Origin of the sequence: Paragemmobacter amnigenus (assembly GCF_009908265.2) — a bacterium.
In the GTDB taxonomy this organism is placed as follows: domain Bacteria; phylum Pseudomonadota; class Alphaproteobacteria; order Rhodobacterales; family Rhodobacteraceae; genus Paragemmobacter; species Paragemmobacter amnigenus.
Genome location: NZ_JAAATX020000002.1, coordinates 319,009 through 334,551 on the forward strand (window position 1 = coordinate 319,009; position 15,543 = coordinate 334,551).

Consider the following 15,543-nt stretch of genomic DNA (forward strand, 5'->3'; position numbering starts at 1 on the left):
CGTCTGTCGCGCGCCTTCGGGTTGGAACTGGTCACTTTTGAACATGGCGGGTCATCCGCTGCGCGCCGTGGACAAGAGCCACAGGCCAAGGCTGGTATAGCCCACCATCAGCACGGTCATCGGCAGATGTGACAGCGCGCGGGCGGCAGGGCCGGCAAGTTTCAGGGTCAGGTAGACGGCCAGCAGATGCGCCAGCAGGATGGCCGTGAATTGTGCGCCATAGATGGCGGGCATGACTGTCGGATCGGTCAGGAAGCCGAAAGAGACGAAGAATTCCGACAGGCCAAGCAGGCTGTCGCCGCGGAACAGCGGGTCGTTCAGGGCGGCCAGCGTATATTGCCCCGCCGTCAGCAGCGTCACCAGATAATGCGCTGCGTGATAGCCTGCGGCGATGGCAAGGAAGGACAGCATCACCGGACCGGTGCGGAGGCTGCCGCCGCTCCACTGGCCCAGCCGCAGCGCGCCGAGGATCGTTGTGGCGGTAAGCGCCCATGTTGCCAGAAGCCCCGCCGTATTCACCCCCATCACCGCCGACCGGCCCGTCGGTTCCAGCGGGTTCTCCCCGATCAGGCCCATCCACCAGAAGGTCTCCATAAGCCCGTCGAAGGTCAGCGCGGCAAGGGCCAGCGTCACAAAGGCCGTGGCGCTGGGCGTCAGCGCCTCCATCCGCAGGACCTGCGCGCCGGGCCAGCCCAGCATCAGCCACACGCGATCCCCCGACCGGTCGAGCCAGAGCGGCGCAACGCGGGCGAGATAGCCCATGAGGACGGTCAGGAACTCTCCCTTTTCCAGCCAGTCCTCGCCCTCCAGCACCGCAAGCACAAAGATCACGCCCCAATAGATCAGGGCCGTCGTCGCCAGAACGAAGGGATCGTCGGGCGAAAGCGAGATCATCTGGAACCATACAAAGCCCGCATAGCCCGCGACGGCGGGCAGGTGGCCGAGCCGCGCGAGGCCGATCCCGCCTGTCCGGCCAAGCAGGGTGCGCATGATCCGGACGGGGCCGGTCCACGGATTGATCGGGCGCCACAGGTGCCCGAAAAGCATAGAGCCGAGCGGGACCGCGATCCAGATGCCGGTCCAGAAGACCAGCGTCATGAGGTTGTGCATCGGGTCGCGGGCGCCAAGCCAGCCCACAAGGACAAGTCCCAGAAAACAAAGGAATGACAGGTAGGAACTCAGGGTTTCCGGCAGCAGGACGCGCCGTTCCATGATCCGGCGGGGCTGGGGATCGGGCAGGGCGCGGGTGGCCGCGCCGATCAGGGCCGTCATGGCAACGGTGACGGCCGCCCCTGCGATGTACCAGCCCGTGGGAAGCGTCAGGACCACCGAAGGCGGCAGCGCGCAGGCGAAGGCGGCTGTCGGCAACAGCACGGCAACCTGTGCCGTGAAGGCTGCAACACTTTGTTTTGTTAGGCAAATCCGGCCATTCCGTGGTGCTGCCCACCCGCTCCGGCCCATCGTGCCGCGGGTCCTGCCCGTAAGCGTCGCGCGGCGGTGGGTGGGGTCAGGCAAGGGTGGACTCCGGTTCGGGAACGGACAGGGCGAGGGGGCCGACCGTCCTGTGTTCAGGGTGCAGGAAAAGTGCGGCGGCCTCAATGAGTCCCTGCGTGCGGAAGGCGCGGGCGGCGGCCTCTCCGGCGCAAAGCGCCATGACCGCTTCCTGTCTGCCTATTGTGCCGACAGCCGTCGTCACAAGGCGGTGGCCGAGGTCGCTGTCGGGGGCAAGGTCGAGGGCAGGCCGGCGGGTGATGCCGGGATGGCCGGGCAGATCCACGGCATTGGCGATCATGGTCGCCGCCGCGTCGGCCATGGGGGCGGAGCGGGCAAGCACGGTGACGGCATCGGCGATGCCCAGCGAATGGGACCGCCCGCGCCAGCCGGAGGTGGCGATGCCGCGGACGGGATCTGCGTGGCGGATGGTGACACGGTCGGGCAGATGATGGGGCTGATGGGGGCGGGCGGCGATGGCGCAGGTCAGGCTTTCGCCGCGGTCGAGATGCAGCGCGATGTCGCCGCCGTTGTTGGCATAGGCGCGAGTGATGCCGGGGCGGACGAAGAGGCGCAGGATTTCTTCGGCCACAGCCCCCGCCACGGCGGCCATTGGGGTGATGAAGGCGGGGCGGAAGGGGGCGGTAGCGGCGGCCATGCGGCGGGCGACGGGGCCGTGAAGGGGGGCATCGGGCGCGCGAAGGGCGGGGAGTTCGGCGCAGAGTTCCGGCAGGATCGCGGGGAAGCGGTCTGCCACGGCGGCGTAGCCTTCGGTCAGGGCGCGCGGGTCGCCCCAGCCCTGCAGGATCACGTCGATGGGGCCGTGGTTCAGGTGCAGCCGGTTGCCGGGAAGCCATGCGATGCGGGCGGTCATGTCGGGCCGCCTCTCGGGTGGAGTTTCGCGGCGGTGGGATATTCGCCGCCGCGGTCGATGATGTCGGGCAGCGACCGGATCGCGTCGTCATGGCCGCCGAGGCGCAGGTAGGCGTCGCGGGGCAGGGTGAATTCGAGCGGGGCCACCAGCGCGGGGGTGGGGACATAGCCGAAGGCCCCGCGCGGCAGGCGGGTGACATCGACCATGAAGGTGATCCCGCCGCCCGGCCAGATGTAGCAGTCCGCCCCGCCGGAGGTCAGCCGCGTCTCGCCAGACTGGACGGACCGCGTAAGGCGCACGGGGTTCTTCGTCACGCCCGCCCGCAGCGACCCGCCGGCGCCGCCCATGAAGAGGACGGTGCAGAGGGAGGGTTCGCAATTCTCGTCAATCAGGGCGACGGTGGGAAGGAGATCGGGGGGGAGGGGGTGGCGTTGCGGCTTGAGGTTGTCATCCAATACGTAAAATACGTAATCTTCGCCGGTGGTGGAGACCATGAGGAGCCGCAGGCCGGGACGCGCGCCTTTCTTCGGGTTCCAGTCGCCGAGGATTTCGAGCGGGTCGGTCAGTTTCGTCCCGCCCCAGCCGAGGCCGGGTTCGGAGACGCGGAAATAGCGGCCCGGGGTGGAGCGGTGACCCTTTATCCGGATGCCCGTGGGTTCCCAGCCGATGACCTTGCCTGCCTGATGTTCGGACACGACGCCGGTGATGTGGTCGTCCACGACCACCACCTCGTCCACCAGACCCTGCCACTGGCTGGCGAACATGCCGATGGTGGCGGAGCCGCAGCCGACGCGCATGCGGCGTTCGGGCGTGCCGTCCACGATGGGGGGGTGACCTGCCTGCACGGTGACGGTGGAGCCGTGGTCGATGGACAATTCCACCGCCTCGCCGTTGCAGAGCGCGAGGAGGGCCGAGCAGGTGAGGCGGCCTTCGGCCTTGCCCCCGCCGGTCAGGTGGTGGACGCCGCCGAGCGAGAGCATCTGCGAGCCGTATTCGGCGGTGGTCACATGTCCCACGGGTTCGCCCATGTGCCGCACGGTTGCGCCTTCGGGGCCGAGGTGGCGGTCGGTGTCGATCTTCACCTTGACCCCGCAGTAGGAGAAGATCGCCTCGGTCACCACGGTGACCATGTCGGCGCCGTCGATCTGCTGGCTGACGATGAAGGGGGCGGGTTTGTAGTCGGGATAGGTGGTGCCCGAGCCGATGCCGGTGACGGTGGTGTCGTCGGGGACGAGGCCGTCGGTCCATGTGGCGGCGGCGAAGGGGATGATGCGGTGCCCTTGGTCAAGGGCATGGGTCAGCAGCGCGACGGGATCGGTACGGACGATGCGGCCCGCGTCATTGGCATAGCGGTCGCAGGCCCCCGTCTGGCCCGGCGCGATGTAGCACATCACGGGGCAGGCATCGCAGCGGATCTTTTCGGGGGCGGCTGTCATGGACGGCCCCGCGCCGCTTTGCCGGGCTGGCCTCGGCGGGGGGCTGTCTGCCCCCCGCACCCCCCGAGGATATTTGGGAACAGATGAAGGGGGCGGATCATGTCTCTGCCCCCTTGATCGCGGCGAGGATGCGGTGGGGCAGGGCGGGCAGGCGGGTGATCTCGGCCCCTGTGGCGTGGCGGATGGCGTTCAGGATGGCGGGGGCGGTGGGGATGAGGACGTGTTCGCCAAGGCCCTTGGCACCGAAGGGGCCTTCGGGATCGGGGACCTCGATCAGGATGGATGTGATGGGCGGGACGTCGGAGGTGGTGGGGATGAGGTAGTCGTGCAGGTTCTCGGTCCGGCCGGGGGTGTATTCCTCCATCAGGGCAAGGCCGATGCCCTGCGCGATGCCGCCTTCGATCTGGCCGGTGGCGAGGAGGGGGTTGATCGCGCGGCCAAGGTCGTGGGCGGCGGTGATGCGGTGCAGGGTGACGGTGCCGAGCGCGGGGTCGACGGACAGTTCCACCATCTGCGCGCCGTAGCCGTAGACGGCATAGGGGCGGCCTTGGCCGTTTTCGTCAAGCGGGGCGGTGGGGGGATCGTAGGTCGCCTCGGACGAGAGGGCGTAGCCGAGCGGGTCGGTGGGCAGGGAGGCGAGGTCGATGCGGCGGGTGGTGCCCGCGTCGGTGATGGTGAGCACGGGACCGTCGAGCGAGAGGGTGGCGGCGTCGGAGGCGTTTGCGTGGCGCAGGATGGCGGCGCGCAGCGCGCGGGCGCTGTCATGGGCGGCGCGGCCGGAGACATAGGTCTGGCGCGAGGCGGAGGTCTTGCCGGCGTCGGGGGTGAGGGCGGTGTCGGGGCCGATGAGGTGGAACTGCGCGACGGGCAGGCCCAGTGCCTCGGCGGCGATCTGGGCGATGACGGTGTTGGAGCCCTGGCCGATGTCGGTGGCGCCCTGATGCAGGGTCAGGGTGCCGTCGCGGGTGAGGCCGATCCGGATGGTGGAGGGGTTGGGCAGCGAGGTGTTGCCGCAGCCATACCAGCAGGAGGCGATGCCGACGCCGCGGTGGGGGCTGGCGGCGGCCTCGTCCAGCGCGCGCTTCCAGTGGGGGCGGAGCGCCTCCAGACAGTGCGCGATGCCCGTGGCGTGCAGGATCTGGCCGGTGGCGGAGGCGTCGCCGTCGCGCAGTGCGTTCCGCAGGCGGAAGTCGAGGCGGTCGAGGCCCGCCTTTTCGGCGAGGCGGTCATAGAGCGTTTCCTGCCAGATGGCGGCCTGAGGGACGCCGAAGCCGCGGAAGGCACCCGAGACGGGGTTGTTGGTGTGGATCGCGCGGGCGGTGGCGCGGACATTGGGGGTCAGGTAGGGGCCGGTGGCGTGGACAGGCACGCGGTTGGCGACGGTGGGGCCCCAGCTGGCATAGGCGCCGGTGTCGAAGCGCCCGTCGAAGTCCAGCGCGGTGATGCGACCCGTGGCGTCGCAGGCGATGCGGCCCGACATCTGCGCGGGGTGGCGTTTGGTGGTGGAGGCCATGCTTTCCGCGCGGGTATAGGTCATCCGCACGGGGCGTCGCAGTTTCAGCGCGGCCAGGCCGAGGAGCGGTTGCAGCGAGAGGTCAAGCTTGGAGCCGAAGCCCCCGCCCACGGCAGAGGGGAGGATGCGGACGCGGTCGGGCGGCAGGGCGAGGATGGTGGCGGTGTCGTCGCGGTCCATCACGGGGGCCTGCGTGCAGGCGCGGATGCAGAGCGTGTCGCCCTCCATCCATGCGGCGCCTGCCTCGGGTTCGATATAGGCGTGTTCGACGAAGGCGGTGGTGATGGAGCCTTCGACGACATGGGCCGAGGTGGCGAGCGCGCTGTCCACCTCTCCCTTGACCACGCGCCCCTGCGTGAGCAGGTTGCCGGGGCGGTTCGGGTGGACGAGGTCGGGCGCGGTTTCCGCCGTGGCGGGATCGGTCAGGGCGGGGAGCGGGGTCCAGTTGATCGGGAAGGCGGAGAGGTCGGGGTCGTGGCCTGGTTCGGTGGCAATCAGGGCCACGGCTTCGCCACGGAAGCGCGCGGGGCTGGGGGCGAGGGCGGGCTGGTCGGCGAAGGGCGGGATGACGCCAAAGGCATTCCGGCCGGGGATGTCGGCGGCGGTGAAGACGGCGGCGATGCCGGGTCGGTTGGCATAGGCGGCGAGGTCGCCGAAGGTGAAGGCGGCATGGGCATGGGGCGAGCGGATGGCGTGCAGGGTCAGCGCGCCTTCGGGGATCACATCCGCGCCGAAGAGATCGCCCGCCACCTTTGCCGCACCGTCCAGCCGCTGGAGCGGCTGGCCCACGGCGGGGCCATCCGGAGGCGGGTCCACGGGCAAGCCCGTGTCGCAGACCGCCGCAATGATCTTGGCGTATCCGGTGCAGCGGCAGAGGACGCCGCCAAGGGCCTGTTCCGCCTCGGCCGTGGTCGGGGCGGAGGTGCGGGACAGGAGGTCCGCCGCCGCCATCAGCATTCCCGGCGTGCAGATGCCGCATTGCGCGGCGCCGTGGCGCAGGAAGGCCGCGCGCAGGCGGGTGAGGGTCGGGGTGTCCGCCTCGACCGTTTCCACGCGACGGCCTGCGACACGGGCGGCGGGGATGAGGCAGGCACAGGTGGCACGCCCGTCCACGAGCACCGTGCAGGCCCCGCAATCCCCCGCGTCGCAGCCGACCTTGGTGCCCCTGAGGCCCAAGGTTTCGCGCAGCACATCGGTCAGGCGGCGGGTGGGCGGGCAATCCGCCGAGACGGATCGGCCGTTCAGGGTGAAGTCGATCATGCCGCGCACCCCGCAACGGCACGGCGGAGCAGTTCGGTCGCTGCCGTCAGCCGGTAGGCGGCAGTGGCGCGGATGTCGTCGATGGGGGCAAGCGCCCGCGCAAGGGCCGCTTCGGTGATCAGGGCGGGCGCGTCTTGCAGGCTGTGACCGGTCAGGGCGTGTTCCAGTTCGGGCAGGCGGGTGGCGACGGGGCCGCAGGCGCCCACGGCAAGCCGGGCCTTGGCGATGCGGGGCCCATCCAGCGTGAGGTTGGCGGCAACCATGGCGATGGAGATCACCAGATGGGCCCGCGCGCCGAGCTTGAGAAAGCAGGAGCGACCCGCGAGTGCGGCGGCGGGGATATGGATTGCGGCCAGCACCTCGCCCTGCCCAAGCGCGGTGCGGCGGGGGCCGAGCAGAAAGGCCGCGAGGGGCAGATGGCGGCTGCCGTCAGGTCCGGCGAGTTCCACGCCAGCGTCCAGCGCCAGCAGCGGCGGGATGCCATCGGCGGCGGGCGAGGCATTGCACAGGTTGCCGCCGATCGTGCCCGCGTTCTGGATCTGTCGCCCGCCCACCTGCAGCGCGGCCTGTTGCAGGGCGTGCAGGGCTGGGGGAAGCGCGGCCTCGGCCAAGGTGGACCATGTGGTCGCGGCCCCGATCCGCAGACCATCCGCAGTCCGGTCGATGCCGCAAAGGGCAGGAATGGCGGTCACATCCAGCACGTCACCGGCAAGGTCCTGCGCCTGCGTGGCGGGATAGAGGTCGGTTCCCCCCGCAAGAACCTGCGCCGTGCCTGACGAAAGCAGGGCGACCGCCTCGGGCAGGGTCTGGGGGCGGGAGTAGCGCATCCTTGGACCGTCGATTGTTGGTATGCATACGAGATTGGGGTGGTGCCGGGGATTCTGTCAACAGCCTTGCAGGCGAGACTTGCACGGCGGCGGAGCGGGGCGGATAAGGGGATATGGGCAAGGCGACCGCTTATCTTCTGGACGAGCAGATCGGCTATCTGCTGCGACGCGCGACGCAGCGGCATCTGGCGATTTTCTCGGCCCGCATCCCGCGCGTGACGACGACGCAATGGGCGGTGCTGGCGCGCCTGATGGAACTTGGACCGCTGTCGCAGAACCTGCTGGGGCGCGAGACGGCGATGGATGCCGCCACCGTGAAGGGCGTGGTGGACCGTCTGGCACGCGAGGGGCTGGTGGCGACTGCGCCCGATCCCTCGGACCGGCGGCGGTTGATCGTGGGGCTGACCGGCGAAGGGCGTGCCTTCTGCGAGGAGGCTCTGGCCAGCGCGGCCCGCGTATCGGACGAGACGCTTGCCCCGCTGGGGCCGGAGGAGCGGCGCGTCCTGCTGGACCTTCTGGCGCGGCTGGTCTGACGGGCGCGGAGGTCGCGGCGGGACAAGCCGTCGTCGCGGGCGGGCATGTGCGGCGGCGGGGGAACGGGCAGCCTGCAGGCAGCCAGAAGGAGCGACAGGCATGGCAGACCCCGCCCGATCCGCAGCGTTTCCGCATCTTTTCAGCCCCTTGCAGATCAGGGGCGCGCGACTTCGCAACCGGATCATGTCGACCGGGCATGATACGGTCCTGCCGACGGATGGCACGGTGAACGAGGCGCTGGTCGAATATCACCGCGCGCGGGCCAAGGGCGGGGCGGGGCTGATCGTCACGCAGGTGGCGGGGGTGCACGAGACGGCGCGCTATACCTCGCACCTGCTGATGGCGACGGATGACGGCTGCATCGCGGGATACCGCCGTCTGGCCGAGGCGGTGAAGGCCGAAGGCTGTGCGATCTTCTCGCAGCTGTTCCATCCGGGGCGCGAGATCATGGAAAGCGCGGACGGACTGCTTGCCGTGGCCTATGCGCCGTCCAGCGTGCCGAACGAGCGGTTCCATGTGATGCCGCGCGCGCTGACCCAGCCGATGATCGACGAGATCGTCGCGGGCTACGGGGCGGCGGCGCGGCGGATGTGGCAGGCGGGGCTGGACGGGGTGGAAGTGGTGGCCAGTCACGGCTATCTGCCCGCGCAATTCCTGAACCCGCGCGTGAACCTGCGGAGCGACGGATATGGCGGCGATGCGGCGGGGCGGTTGCGTTTCCTGCGCGAGGTGCTGGGGGCCATCCGTGCGGCGACGGACGAGACCTTCGTGGTCGGCCTGCGGATCAGCGCGGGCGAGCGCGATGACGAGGGGCTGACGGCAGACGAGGCGCTGGCGGCCTGTGTCGCGCTGGGCGAGGGGCTGGATTACGTGAACGTCACGACGGGCACGTCGGCCACGGTCGGCGGGGCCGTGCATATCGCGCCGCCCATGGCCTTTGCCCCCGGCTATGTCGCACCCGATGCGGCGGCGTTCCGCAAGGCGCTGAAGGTTCCGGTCTTTGTTGCGGGTCGCATCAACCAGCCGCAGGAGGCCGAGGCGATACTGGCCGCGGGGCGGGCGGATGTCTGCGGCATGACGCGGGCGCTGATCGCGGATCCCGAGATGCCTGCCAAGGCCGCGCGCGGGGCGGTGGACAACATCCGCGCCTGCATCGGCTGCAATCAGGCCTGCATCGGGCATTTCCACAAGGGGCTGCCGGTGTCCTGCATCCAGCATCCCGAAACGGGGCGCGAACTGGCCTATGGCACGTTGCGGCCCGTGGCGCGGCGCAAGCGGGTCATGGTGGTGGGGGGCGGGCCTGCGGGGATGAAGGCGGCGGTCACGGCGGCGAGGCGGGGGCACGATGTCACGCTTTACGAGGCGTCCGCGCAACCGGGCGGGCAGGCGCTTCTGGCGCAGCTTTTGCCGCGGCGGGCGGAGTTCGGGGGGATCGTCACCAACCTGATGCGCGAGATGGAACTGGCGCAGGTAGGTCTGCGGCGGGGCGTGCGGGTGGATGCCGCGCTGGTTGCGGCAGAGCGGCCCGATGCGGTGATCCTTGCCACGGGGGCAGTGCCGCATGTGCCGGAGCTGCCCACCGACGGGGGGGTGCAGGTGGTGACGGCCTGGGACGTCCTGCGCGGCGAGGTGGCGGCAGGGGCGCGCGTGGTGGTGGCCGACTGGCGCTGTGACTGGATCGGTCCGGGCGTGGCCGAGCGGCTGGCGCGGGCGGGGTCGTCGGTCACGCTGGCCGTCAACGGTCTGCACGCGGGCGAGGTGCTGCCCCTTTACGTGCGGGATGACATCGCCGCCAACCTGCATCGCCTGCGGGTCGAGGTGCGGCCCTATGCGCGGCTGTTCGGAACGGCGGGGGATACCGTCTTTCTCCAGCACACACCCAGCGGCGAGGCGATGGAGGTGGAGGGCGTGGACACGCTGGTGCTCTGTCTTGGCCACTGCCCCGTGGACGATCTGTCGGCGGCCATCGAGGCGATGGGGATCGAGGTGTGGATGGCCGGTGACTGCCTTGCGCCGAGGACGGCGGAAGAGGCGGTCTTCGAGGGGCTGAAGGCGGGGAACGCGGTCTGACCCGCGCGCCCGCTCACGTGCCGTTGCAGCCGCGCGTCAGGTCAAGATCGGCGCTTCGTACCGCGGTCGTGACGTCCATCAGGCCCAGCACGGTGTGGAACAGGTTGTCCTGTGTGACGGGAGCGTCTGCCTTTGCCGCCAGGCAGCTCCCGTCGACCCCGAGCGCGTTCCGGTAGGCATCGGAAAGCCACATGACCATCGGTACGCTGGTCTGCGTTTCGGGCGCCATGAAGTAGGGCGCGGCGTGCAGGTAAAGCCCGTTCTCGCCCAGCGACTCGCCATGGTCGGACAGGAAGACGACGGCGGGGAGCACCGTTTCCTGCGCATTCAGCATGTCGATGGTCCGCGAGATGACGTGGTCTGTGAACAGGATCGTGTTGTCATAAGCGTTGGTGATCTCTTCCGCCGTGCAATCGGCAAATTCGGCGGTGTGGCAGGCGGGTTTGAAGGTTTCGAATTCGCGCGGATAGCGCAGGTAGTAGGAGGGGCCGTGGCTGCCGATCATGTGGATGAACAGCACCGTGTCGCGGGTGATGTCGGGAAGGGCGGCAGCGAGGGGGGCAAGGAAGACCGCATCGGTGCATTCGCCTTGGGCACAGGCGGCGGGGTCGTCCGAAGGGCCCATCCGCCGCACCCTGCCCAGCCGCGATGCCGTGCCCTGATCGCCTGTGTTGTTGTCCCACCAGAGCACATCGACACCGGCATGGCCCAGCACGTCGATCAGGTTCTCTTGCCTGATGGCCGCATCGTAGGAATAGCCGTCCTGCGTCAGGTTCGACATCATGCAGGGGACCGACACGGCGGTCGACGTCCCGCAAGCGGTGACGTCCGAGAAGTTCACGACGCCGCGCTTCGCCAGTTGCGGCGTGGTCGGGCGGTCGTAACCGTTGAGCGCGAAGTTCTGCGCGCGGGCGGTTTCGCCCACGAAGACCACGGTCAGCACCGGCTTTGCTGCCGCAGTGACAAGCGGCCCCTTCCTTGCGTCACGGCCCAGCGGAGCGACCGTCACGTCGCGGGATTTCAGCATCATCTTTGCATAGCGTGCCGCGCCGCCGATGGCTGCGCCGGGCTGGTAGCTAGCCAGCACGTCCTTGCGCTCGCGGGCGACGGCGGAGAAGGCCTTGTAATCCGAAAACAGCGCAGCGGCGAACACCGCAACGGTCAGCGCTACGGTCATCACCCAGCGCCAAAGGCCACCCAGCATGCCCGCCGGGCGCACTTTGAACCACATGGCCGCGACCGAGGGCAGGATGCCCCAGACCAGCACATGGATCACGAAGTTCGCGGTGACGAGGTGTTTCGACTCGGTCACTGTCGTCAGCATCGCGTTCTGGATCATCTCGCGGTCGATCACGATACCGAGCTTGTCCATGTAGTAGGATGTGACGGCGGACAGGGTGAGCAGGACAACGGCGGCGGGGCGCAACAGGACGCGCAGACCGAAGACGACCAGCGTCAGGAGCGTCAGCATCCAGACTGCCATCCCCCAGCCCAGCAGTTGCAGCGGGTGGTCCCCGAAGACCGCATAGGCGCGGCCCCAGAAGGTGGCGTTGTCCGCCGCCATGATGAAGGCCGACACGCCCAGCGCATAGGTCAGTGCGGACACTTCGGGGCGACGGGACAGCCGCCTGTCCGCAAGACCGCGTGTCCAGGTCCGGGGGGGCGCGTCCGGTGTGCCGGTCCGGTCGGCGGGCAAGGTCGGTGCGGTCACGTCATGTCATCCTGAAGGCGCACCGCGACGGGTGCCGTTCCGCCGGCCGCTAGCGGGTCGTGCGGGCGCGCACCATGGGCCGAAGGTGCGGCCTGCACGGGATAGAACCTGAGTTGCAGGCGGCTACGGGCGCGCGGCTGCCGATGTATCCGTTTTGCCGGAATCGTTTTCCGTGATATTGACGAAGCGGGTGCAATGGACGTATATCCGCTAAAACGGATGAGGTTCCGACATGGCAGACAAGATCGCCTTCCTGTCCCATCTTCAAGACGAGCTTGCCGGGCTCGACCGTGACGGGCTTTTCAAGCGCGAGCGCATGATCATTGGCGCGCAGGGGGCACATGTCCGCATGGACGGGCGCGACATGCTGAACCTCTGCGCCAACAACTATCTGGGACTGGCCGATGATCCGCGCCTGATCGGGGCGGCTGCCGCCGCGATGGCGGATCACGGTTATGGCATGGCGAGCGTGCGCTTCATCTGCGGCACGCAGGACCTGCACCGGACGCTCGAGACGCGGCTTGCGCGCTATCTGGGCAAGGAGGACGCAATCCTGTTTGCCGCCTGCTTCGACGCCAATGGCGGGCTGTTCGAACCGTTGCTGGGGCCCGAGGATGCGGTGATCTCGGACGCGCTGAACCATGCCAGCATCATCGACGGCATCCGCCTGTGCAAGGCGCGGCGCTATCGCTATGCCAATTCCGACATGGCCGATCTGGCGGCGCAACTGGACAAGGCGCGGGCGGATGGTGCGCGCTTCATCCTGATCGCGACGGATGGCGTCTTTTCGATGGACGGCTATCTGGCGAACCTGCCCGAGATCACGGCGCTTGCCGAAGAGTACGGCGCGCTGGTGATGGTGGACGATTGCCACGCCACAGGGTTCATGGGGCCGAAGGGGCAGGGGACGCCCGCGCATTTCGGGGTAGATGTCGATATCCTGACCGGCACGCTGGGCAAGGCGCTGGGCGGCGCGCTGGGCGGCTATGTCGCCGGGCCGCAGGCGGTTGTTGACCTGCTGCGGCAGAGGGCGCGGCCCTATCTGTTTTCCAACGCGCTGCCGCCTGCGGTGGTGGGCGCGGCGCTGGCGGCGCTGGACATTGTCGAGGGTGCCGATGACTTGCGCGCGCGCTTGTTCGACAATGCCCGCTACTGGCGCGCGGGGCTGGAGGCGGCGGGTTTCACCCTGCTGCCCGGCGAGCATCCCATCGTGCCTGTGATGCTGGGCGAGGCGTGGCTGGCGCAGGAGATGGCCGCGGAGCTGGGCCGGCGCGGCGTGCATGTGGCGGGGTTCTTCTTCCCCGTCGTGCCGCAGGGCCGCGCGCGCATCCGCACGCAGATGAATGCGCGCCTGACGCGGGACGATCTGGATTTCGGGCTGGAGGCCTTTGTTGGGGCTGGCCGTGCGCTGGGGGTGATCTGACATGTCGAACATGATGAAGGCGCTGGCCAAGACCAAGCCGGAACCGGGGCTGTGGATGGAGCGCCGCGCGGTGCCCGAGATCGGGCCGGATGACGTGCTGATCCGCATCCGCAAGACGGGCATCTGCGGGACGGATATCCACATCTGGAACTGGGACGACTGGGCTGCGCGCACGGTGCCTGTGGGTCTGGTGACGGGCCATGAATTCGCGGGCGAGATCGTGGAGATCGGGCGCAACGTCGAAGGGCTGGCCATCGGGCAGCGCTGTTCGGGCGAGGGGCATCTGATCGGGCGGCAGTCGCGGCAGAGCCGCGCGGGCAAGTTCCATCTGGACCCGGCCACGCGCGGGATCGGGGTGAACGAACAGGGCGCATTTGCCGAGTATCTGCGCCTGCCTGCCTTCAACGTGGTGCCTCTTCCCGATGCGATCGATGACGAGATCGGTGCTATCCTCGATCCGTTGGGAAATGCTGTGCATACCGCGCTCTCCTTCGATCTGGTGGGCGAGGATGTGCTGATCACCGGCGCCGGTCCCATCGGGATCATGGCGGCGGCGGTGGCGCGGCATGTGGGGGCGCGGCATGTGGTCATCACGGACGTGAACCCGGCGCGGCTGGAGCTGGCGGCGCAGGTGGCGGATGTGGTGCCGGTCGATGTCACGAAAGAGAATCTGGCCGACGTCAAGGCGCGGCTGAAGATGACCGAGGGGTTCGATGTCGGGATGGAGATGAGCGGCAATCAGGCTGCACTCGACCAGATGGTCGAGGCGATGGTCATGGGCGGGCGCATCGCGATGCTGGGCATCCCCCCGGGCAAGAGCCCCGTGGACTGGAGCCGGATCGTCTTCAAGGCCATTACGATCAAGGGCGTCTACGGGCGCGAGATCTTCGAGACATGGTACAAGATGATCGCCATGCTTGAAAACGGGCTGGACGTCCGCAAGGTCATCACCCACCGCTTCGGGGTGGACGCGTTCCGCGACGGCTTCATGGCGATGAAATCCGGCCAGTCGGGCAAGGTCGTGCTCGACTGGACCTGACGGGGAACAGGCGGCGTCCTTGTCCGTTCCCCTCCTTTGGCGGGGCCGGAGGGCGGGATGCGGACGGATGTGGCGATTGTCGGGGCGGGGCCTGCGGGGCTGACGGCGGCCATATTCCTTGCCCGCTTCGGGCGCAGCGTCTGCGTGCTGGAGGATGGCGAAAGCCGCGCGCGGCTGATCCCGCGGTCGCATAACCATCCGGCCTTTCCTGACGGCATACGTGGCGAGGCACTGCTGGCGCGGATGCGCGAACAGCTCGCGCGCTATGCCCCCGGCACGGTGTCCGCCCGGGTGCGTGGCATGGCGCGAGGGGAAGACGGTTTCGTTCTCGACGCGGGCGAAGAGCGGCTGGAGGCGCGGTTCGTCCTGCTGGCCACCGGTGTGACAGACAGGCTGCCGCCGCTGGCGGATGCGGCGGGCCATGTGCGGGCGGGACTGATCCGGCAATGCCCGATCTGCGACGGGTACGAGGTGCGCGGCCAGCGGGTGGCTGTGATCGGCGATCTGCCGTGCACAGCGGGCGAGGCACTGTTCCTGCGCCCCTTTGCCGGTTCGGTGACGGTGGTCACGCTGGGCGGGCCGTTGCAGGTCGCGCCCGAGGACATCGTGCGGTTGCGGCGGGCGGATATCGGGATCGAGGAGCGGGCGGTGGCGCGGATGGTTGCACAGGATGGTCTTGTGTTGCGGATGGCGGATGGCACCACGACCGGTTTCGACTGCGCCTATGCCGCGCTTGGCGTGGTGCCGCGGCTGGATTGTCTGGGCAAGCTTGCCCCGCAGCGCGACGGCGAGGGCCGCATCCTGACCGACAGGCGGCAGGAGACGGACGTGGACGGACTTTTTGCGGCAGGGGACGTCGTCACGGGGTTGAACCAGATCGCCGTAGCGATGGCGCAGGCCGAGGTGGCAGCCGTGGCGATCCACAACCGGCTGCGGACGGCCGAAGGAATGACCCTGACCAACTCCGATATGCCTGCCCGCCGGGCGGCGGGTTTTGCACGCGCGGGGCTTGCGCGCGGGAAGCGGGTCGTATAGGTCAAGCGTGCTCTCGGCGGGTTGGCGGAGAGGTTACGCAGCGGATTGCAAATCCGTGAAGACCGGTTCGATTCCGGTACCCGCCTCCAGAGCTGTCCCCGAAAATCTGGCATCTTCCGGTTGGTCGCAAATCACAGCGACGTGCTGCCACACTCTTTCGTCTGGGTGGAACCAACGTAGGGTTCAAAGAGCTACATATTTAGATCGAAAAATTGCAGACGAATGATGCCTTGATGATCGAAAGATCAAATAAGGCATACGGACGCCGCTTCGCCAGCGGCGCAGCCTGATCGTTAACTGTTCTTACGGCACCGTCTGGCGCCGTTTTAG

11 protein-coding genes and 1 tRNA gene are annotated in these 15,543 nt (G+C 68.8%); 6 read left to right on the forward strand and 6 right to left on the reverse strand.

The annotated features are described in order from the left end of the window. Positions 1-51 precede the first annotated feature (51 nt). The 5 genes from GU927_RS03995 to GU927_RS04015 all read right to left on the reverse strand — a co-directional run bounded on the left by GU927_RS03995 (position 52) and on the right by GU927_RS04015 (position 7,401). Positions 52-1,374, reverse strand: a complete 1,323-nt coding sequence (locus GU927_RS03995; protein ID WP_161761060.1) for a hypothetical protein — start codon at positions 1,372-1,374, stop codon at positions 52-54. 133 nt (positions 1,375-1,507) lie between these two features. Continuing rightward, a complete protein-coding gene (locus tag GU927_RS04000; protein WP_161761061.1) occupies positions 1,508-2,365 on the reverse strand; it encodes a UPF0280 family protein in 858 nt (285 codons plus the stop codon). Further along, complete coding sequence (locus tag GU927_RS04005) at positions 2,362-3,801, reverse strand: 6-hydroxynicotinate reductase (protein ID WP_161761062.1); 1,440 nt, start codon at positions 3,799-3,801, stop codon at positions 2,362-2,364. The genes GU927_RS04000 and GU927_RS04005 overlap by 4 nt, the downstream gene beginning before the upstream one ends. A 97-nt stretch (positions 3,802-3,898) precedes the next feature. Next, the gene (locus GU927_RS04010) at positions 3,899-6,574 is read right to left on the reverse strand and encodes a molybdopterin-dependent oxidoreductase (RefSeq protein ID WP_161761063.1); all 2,676 of its coding nucleotides are present in this window, start codon (positions 6,572-6,574) and stop codon (positions 3,899-3,901) included. Continuing rightward, positions 6,571-7,401: an FAD binding domain-containing protein gene (locus GU927_RS04015; RefSeq protein ID WP_161761064.1), complete on the reverse strand. Its 831-nt coding sequence runs from the start codon at positions 7,399-7,401 to the stop codon at positions 6,571-6,573. Before GU927_RS04015 ends, GU927_RS04010 begins: the two co-directional genes overlap by 4 nt. A 113-nt stretch (positions 7,402-7,514) precedes the next feature. Between GU927_RS04015 and GU927_RS04020 the strand changes: the two genes are divergently transcribed. Together GU927_RS04020 and GU927_RS04025 are read left to right on the forward strand one after the other, a co-directional pair. Further along, positions 7,515-7,934 (forward strand): MarR family winged helix-turn-helix transcriptional regulator, encoded by a 420-nt coding sequence (locus GU927_RS04020; RefSeq protein WP_161761065.1) that lies wholly within the window; start codon positions 7,515-7,517, stop codon positions 7,932-7,934. 100 nt (positions 7,935-8,034) lie between these two features. Continuing rightward, positions 8,035-10,005, forward strand: a complete 1,971-nt coding sequence (locus tag GU927_RS04025; protein ID WP_161761066.1) for an oxidoreductase — start codon at positions 8,035-8,037, stop codon at positions 10,003-10,005. A 13-nt stretch (positions 10,006-10,018) separates the two neighbouring features. Here the strand turns inward: GU927_RS04025 and GU927_RS04030 are convergent, their stop codons facing one another. After that, a complete protein-coding gene (locus GU927_RS04030) occupies positions 10,019-11,611 on the reverse strand; it encodes a phosphoethanolamine transferase (protein WP_232489117.1) in 1,593 nt (530 codons plus the stop codon). 337 nt (positions 11,612-11,948) lie between these two features. On the opposite strand from GU927_RS04030, the gene kbl reads away from it, so the two are divergent. The 4 genes from kbl (at position 11,949) to GU927_RS04050 (ending at position 15,302) form a co-directional block, all read left to right on the forward strand. Beyond that, entirely contained in the window at positions 11,949-13,139 is a 1,191-nt protein-coding gene (kbl, locus tag GU927_RS04035) for a glycine C-acetyltransferase (protein ID WP_161761067.1), read from the forward strand. 13 nt (positions 13,140-13,152) lie between these two features. After that, positions 13,153-14,178, forward strand: a complete 1,026-nt coding sequence (gene tdh, locus GU927_RS04040) for an L-threonine 3-dehydrogenase (RefSeq protein ID WP_217765527.1) — start codon at positions 13,153-13,155, stop codon at positions 14,176-14,178. Positions 14,179-14,235: 57 nt separating this feature from the next. Further along, positions 14,236-15,213 (forward strand): NAD(P)/FAD-dependent oxidoreductase, encoded by a 978-nt coding sequence (locus tag GU927_RS04045; protein WP_161761069.1) that lies wholly within the window; start codon positions 14,236-14,238, stop codon positions 15,211-15,213. A 15-nt stretch (positions 15,214-15,228) separates the two neighbouring features. Beyond that, positions 15,229-15,302, forward strand: a tRNA-Cys gene (locus tag GU927_RS04050). Positions 15,303-15,543 lie beyond the last annotated feature (241 nt).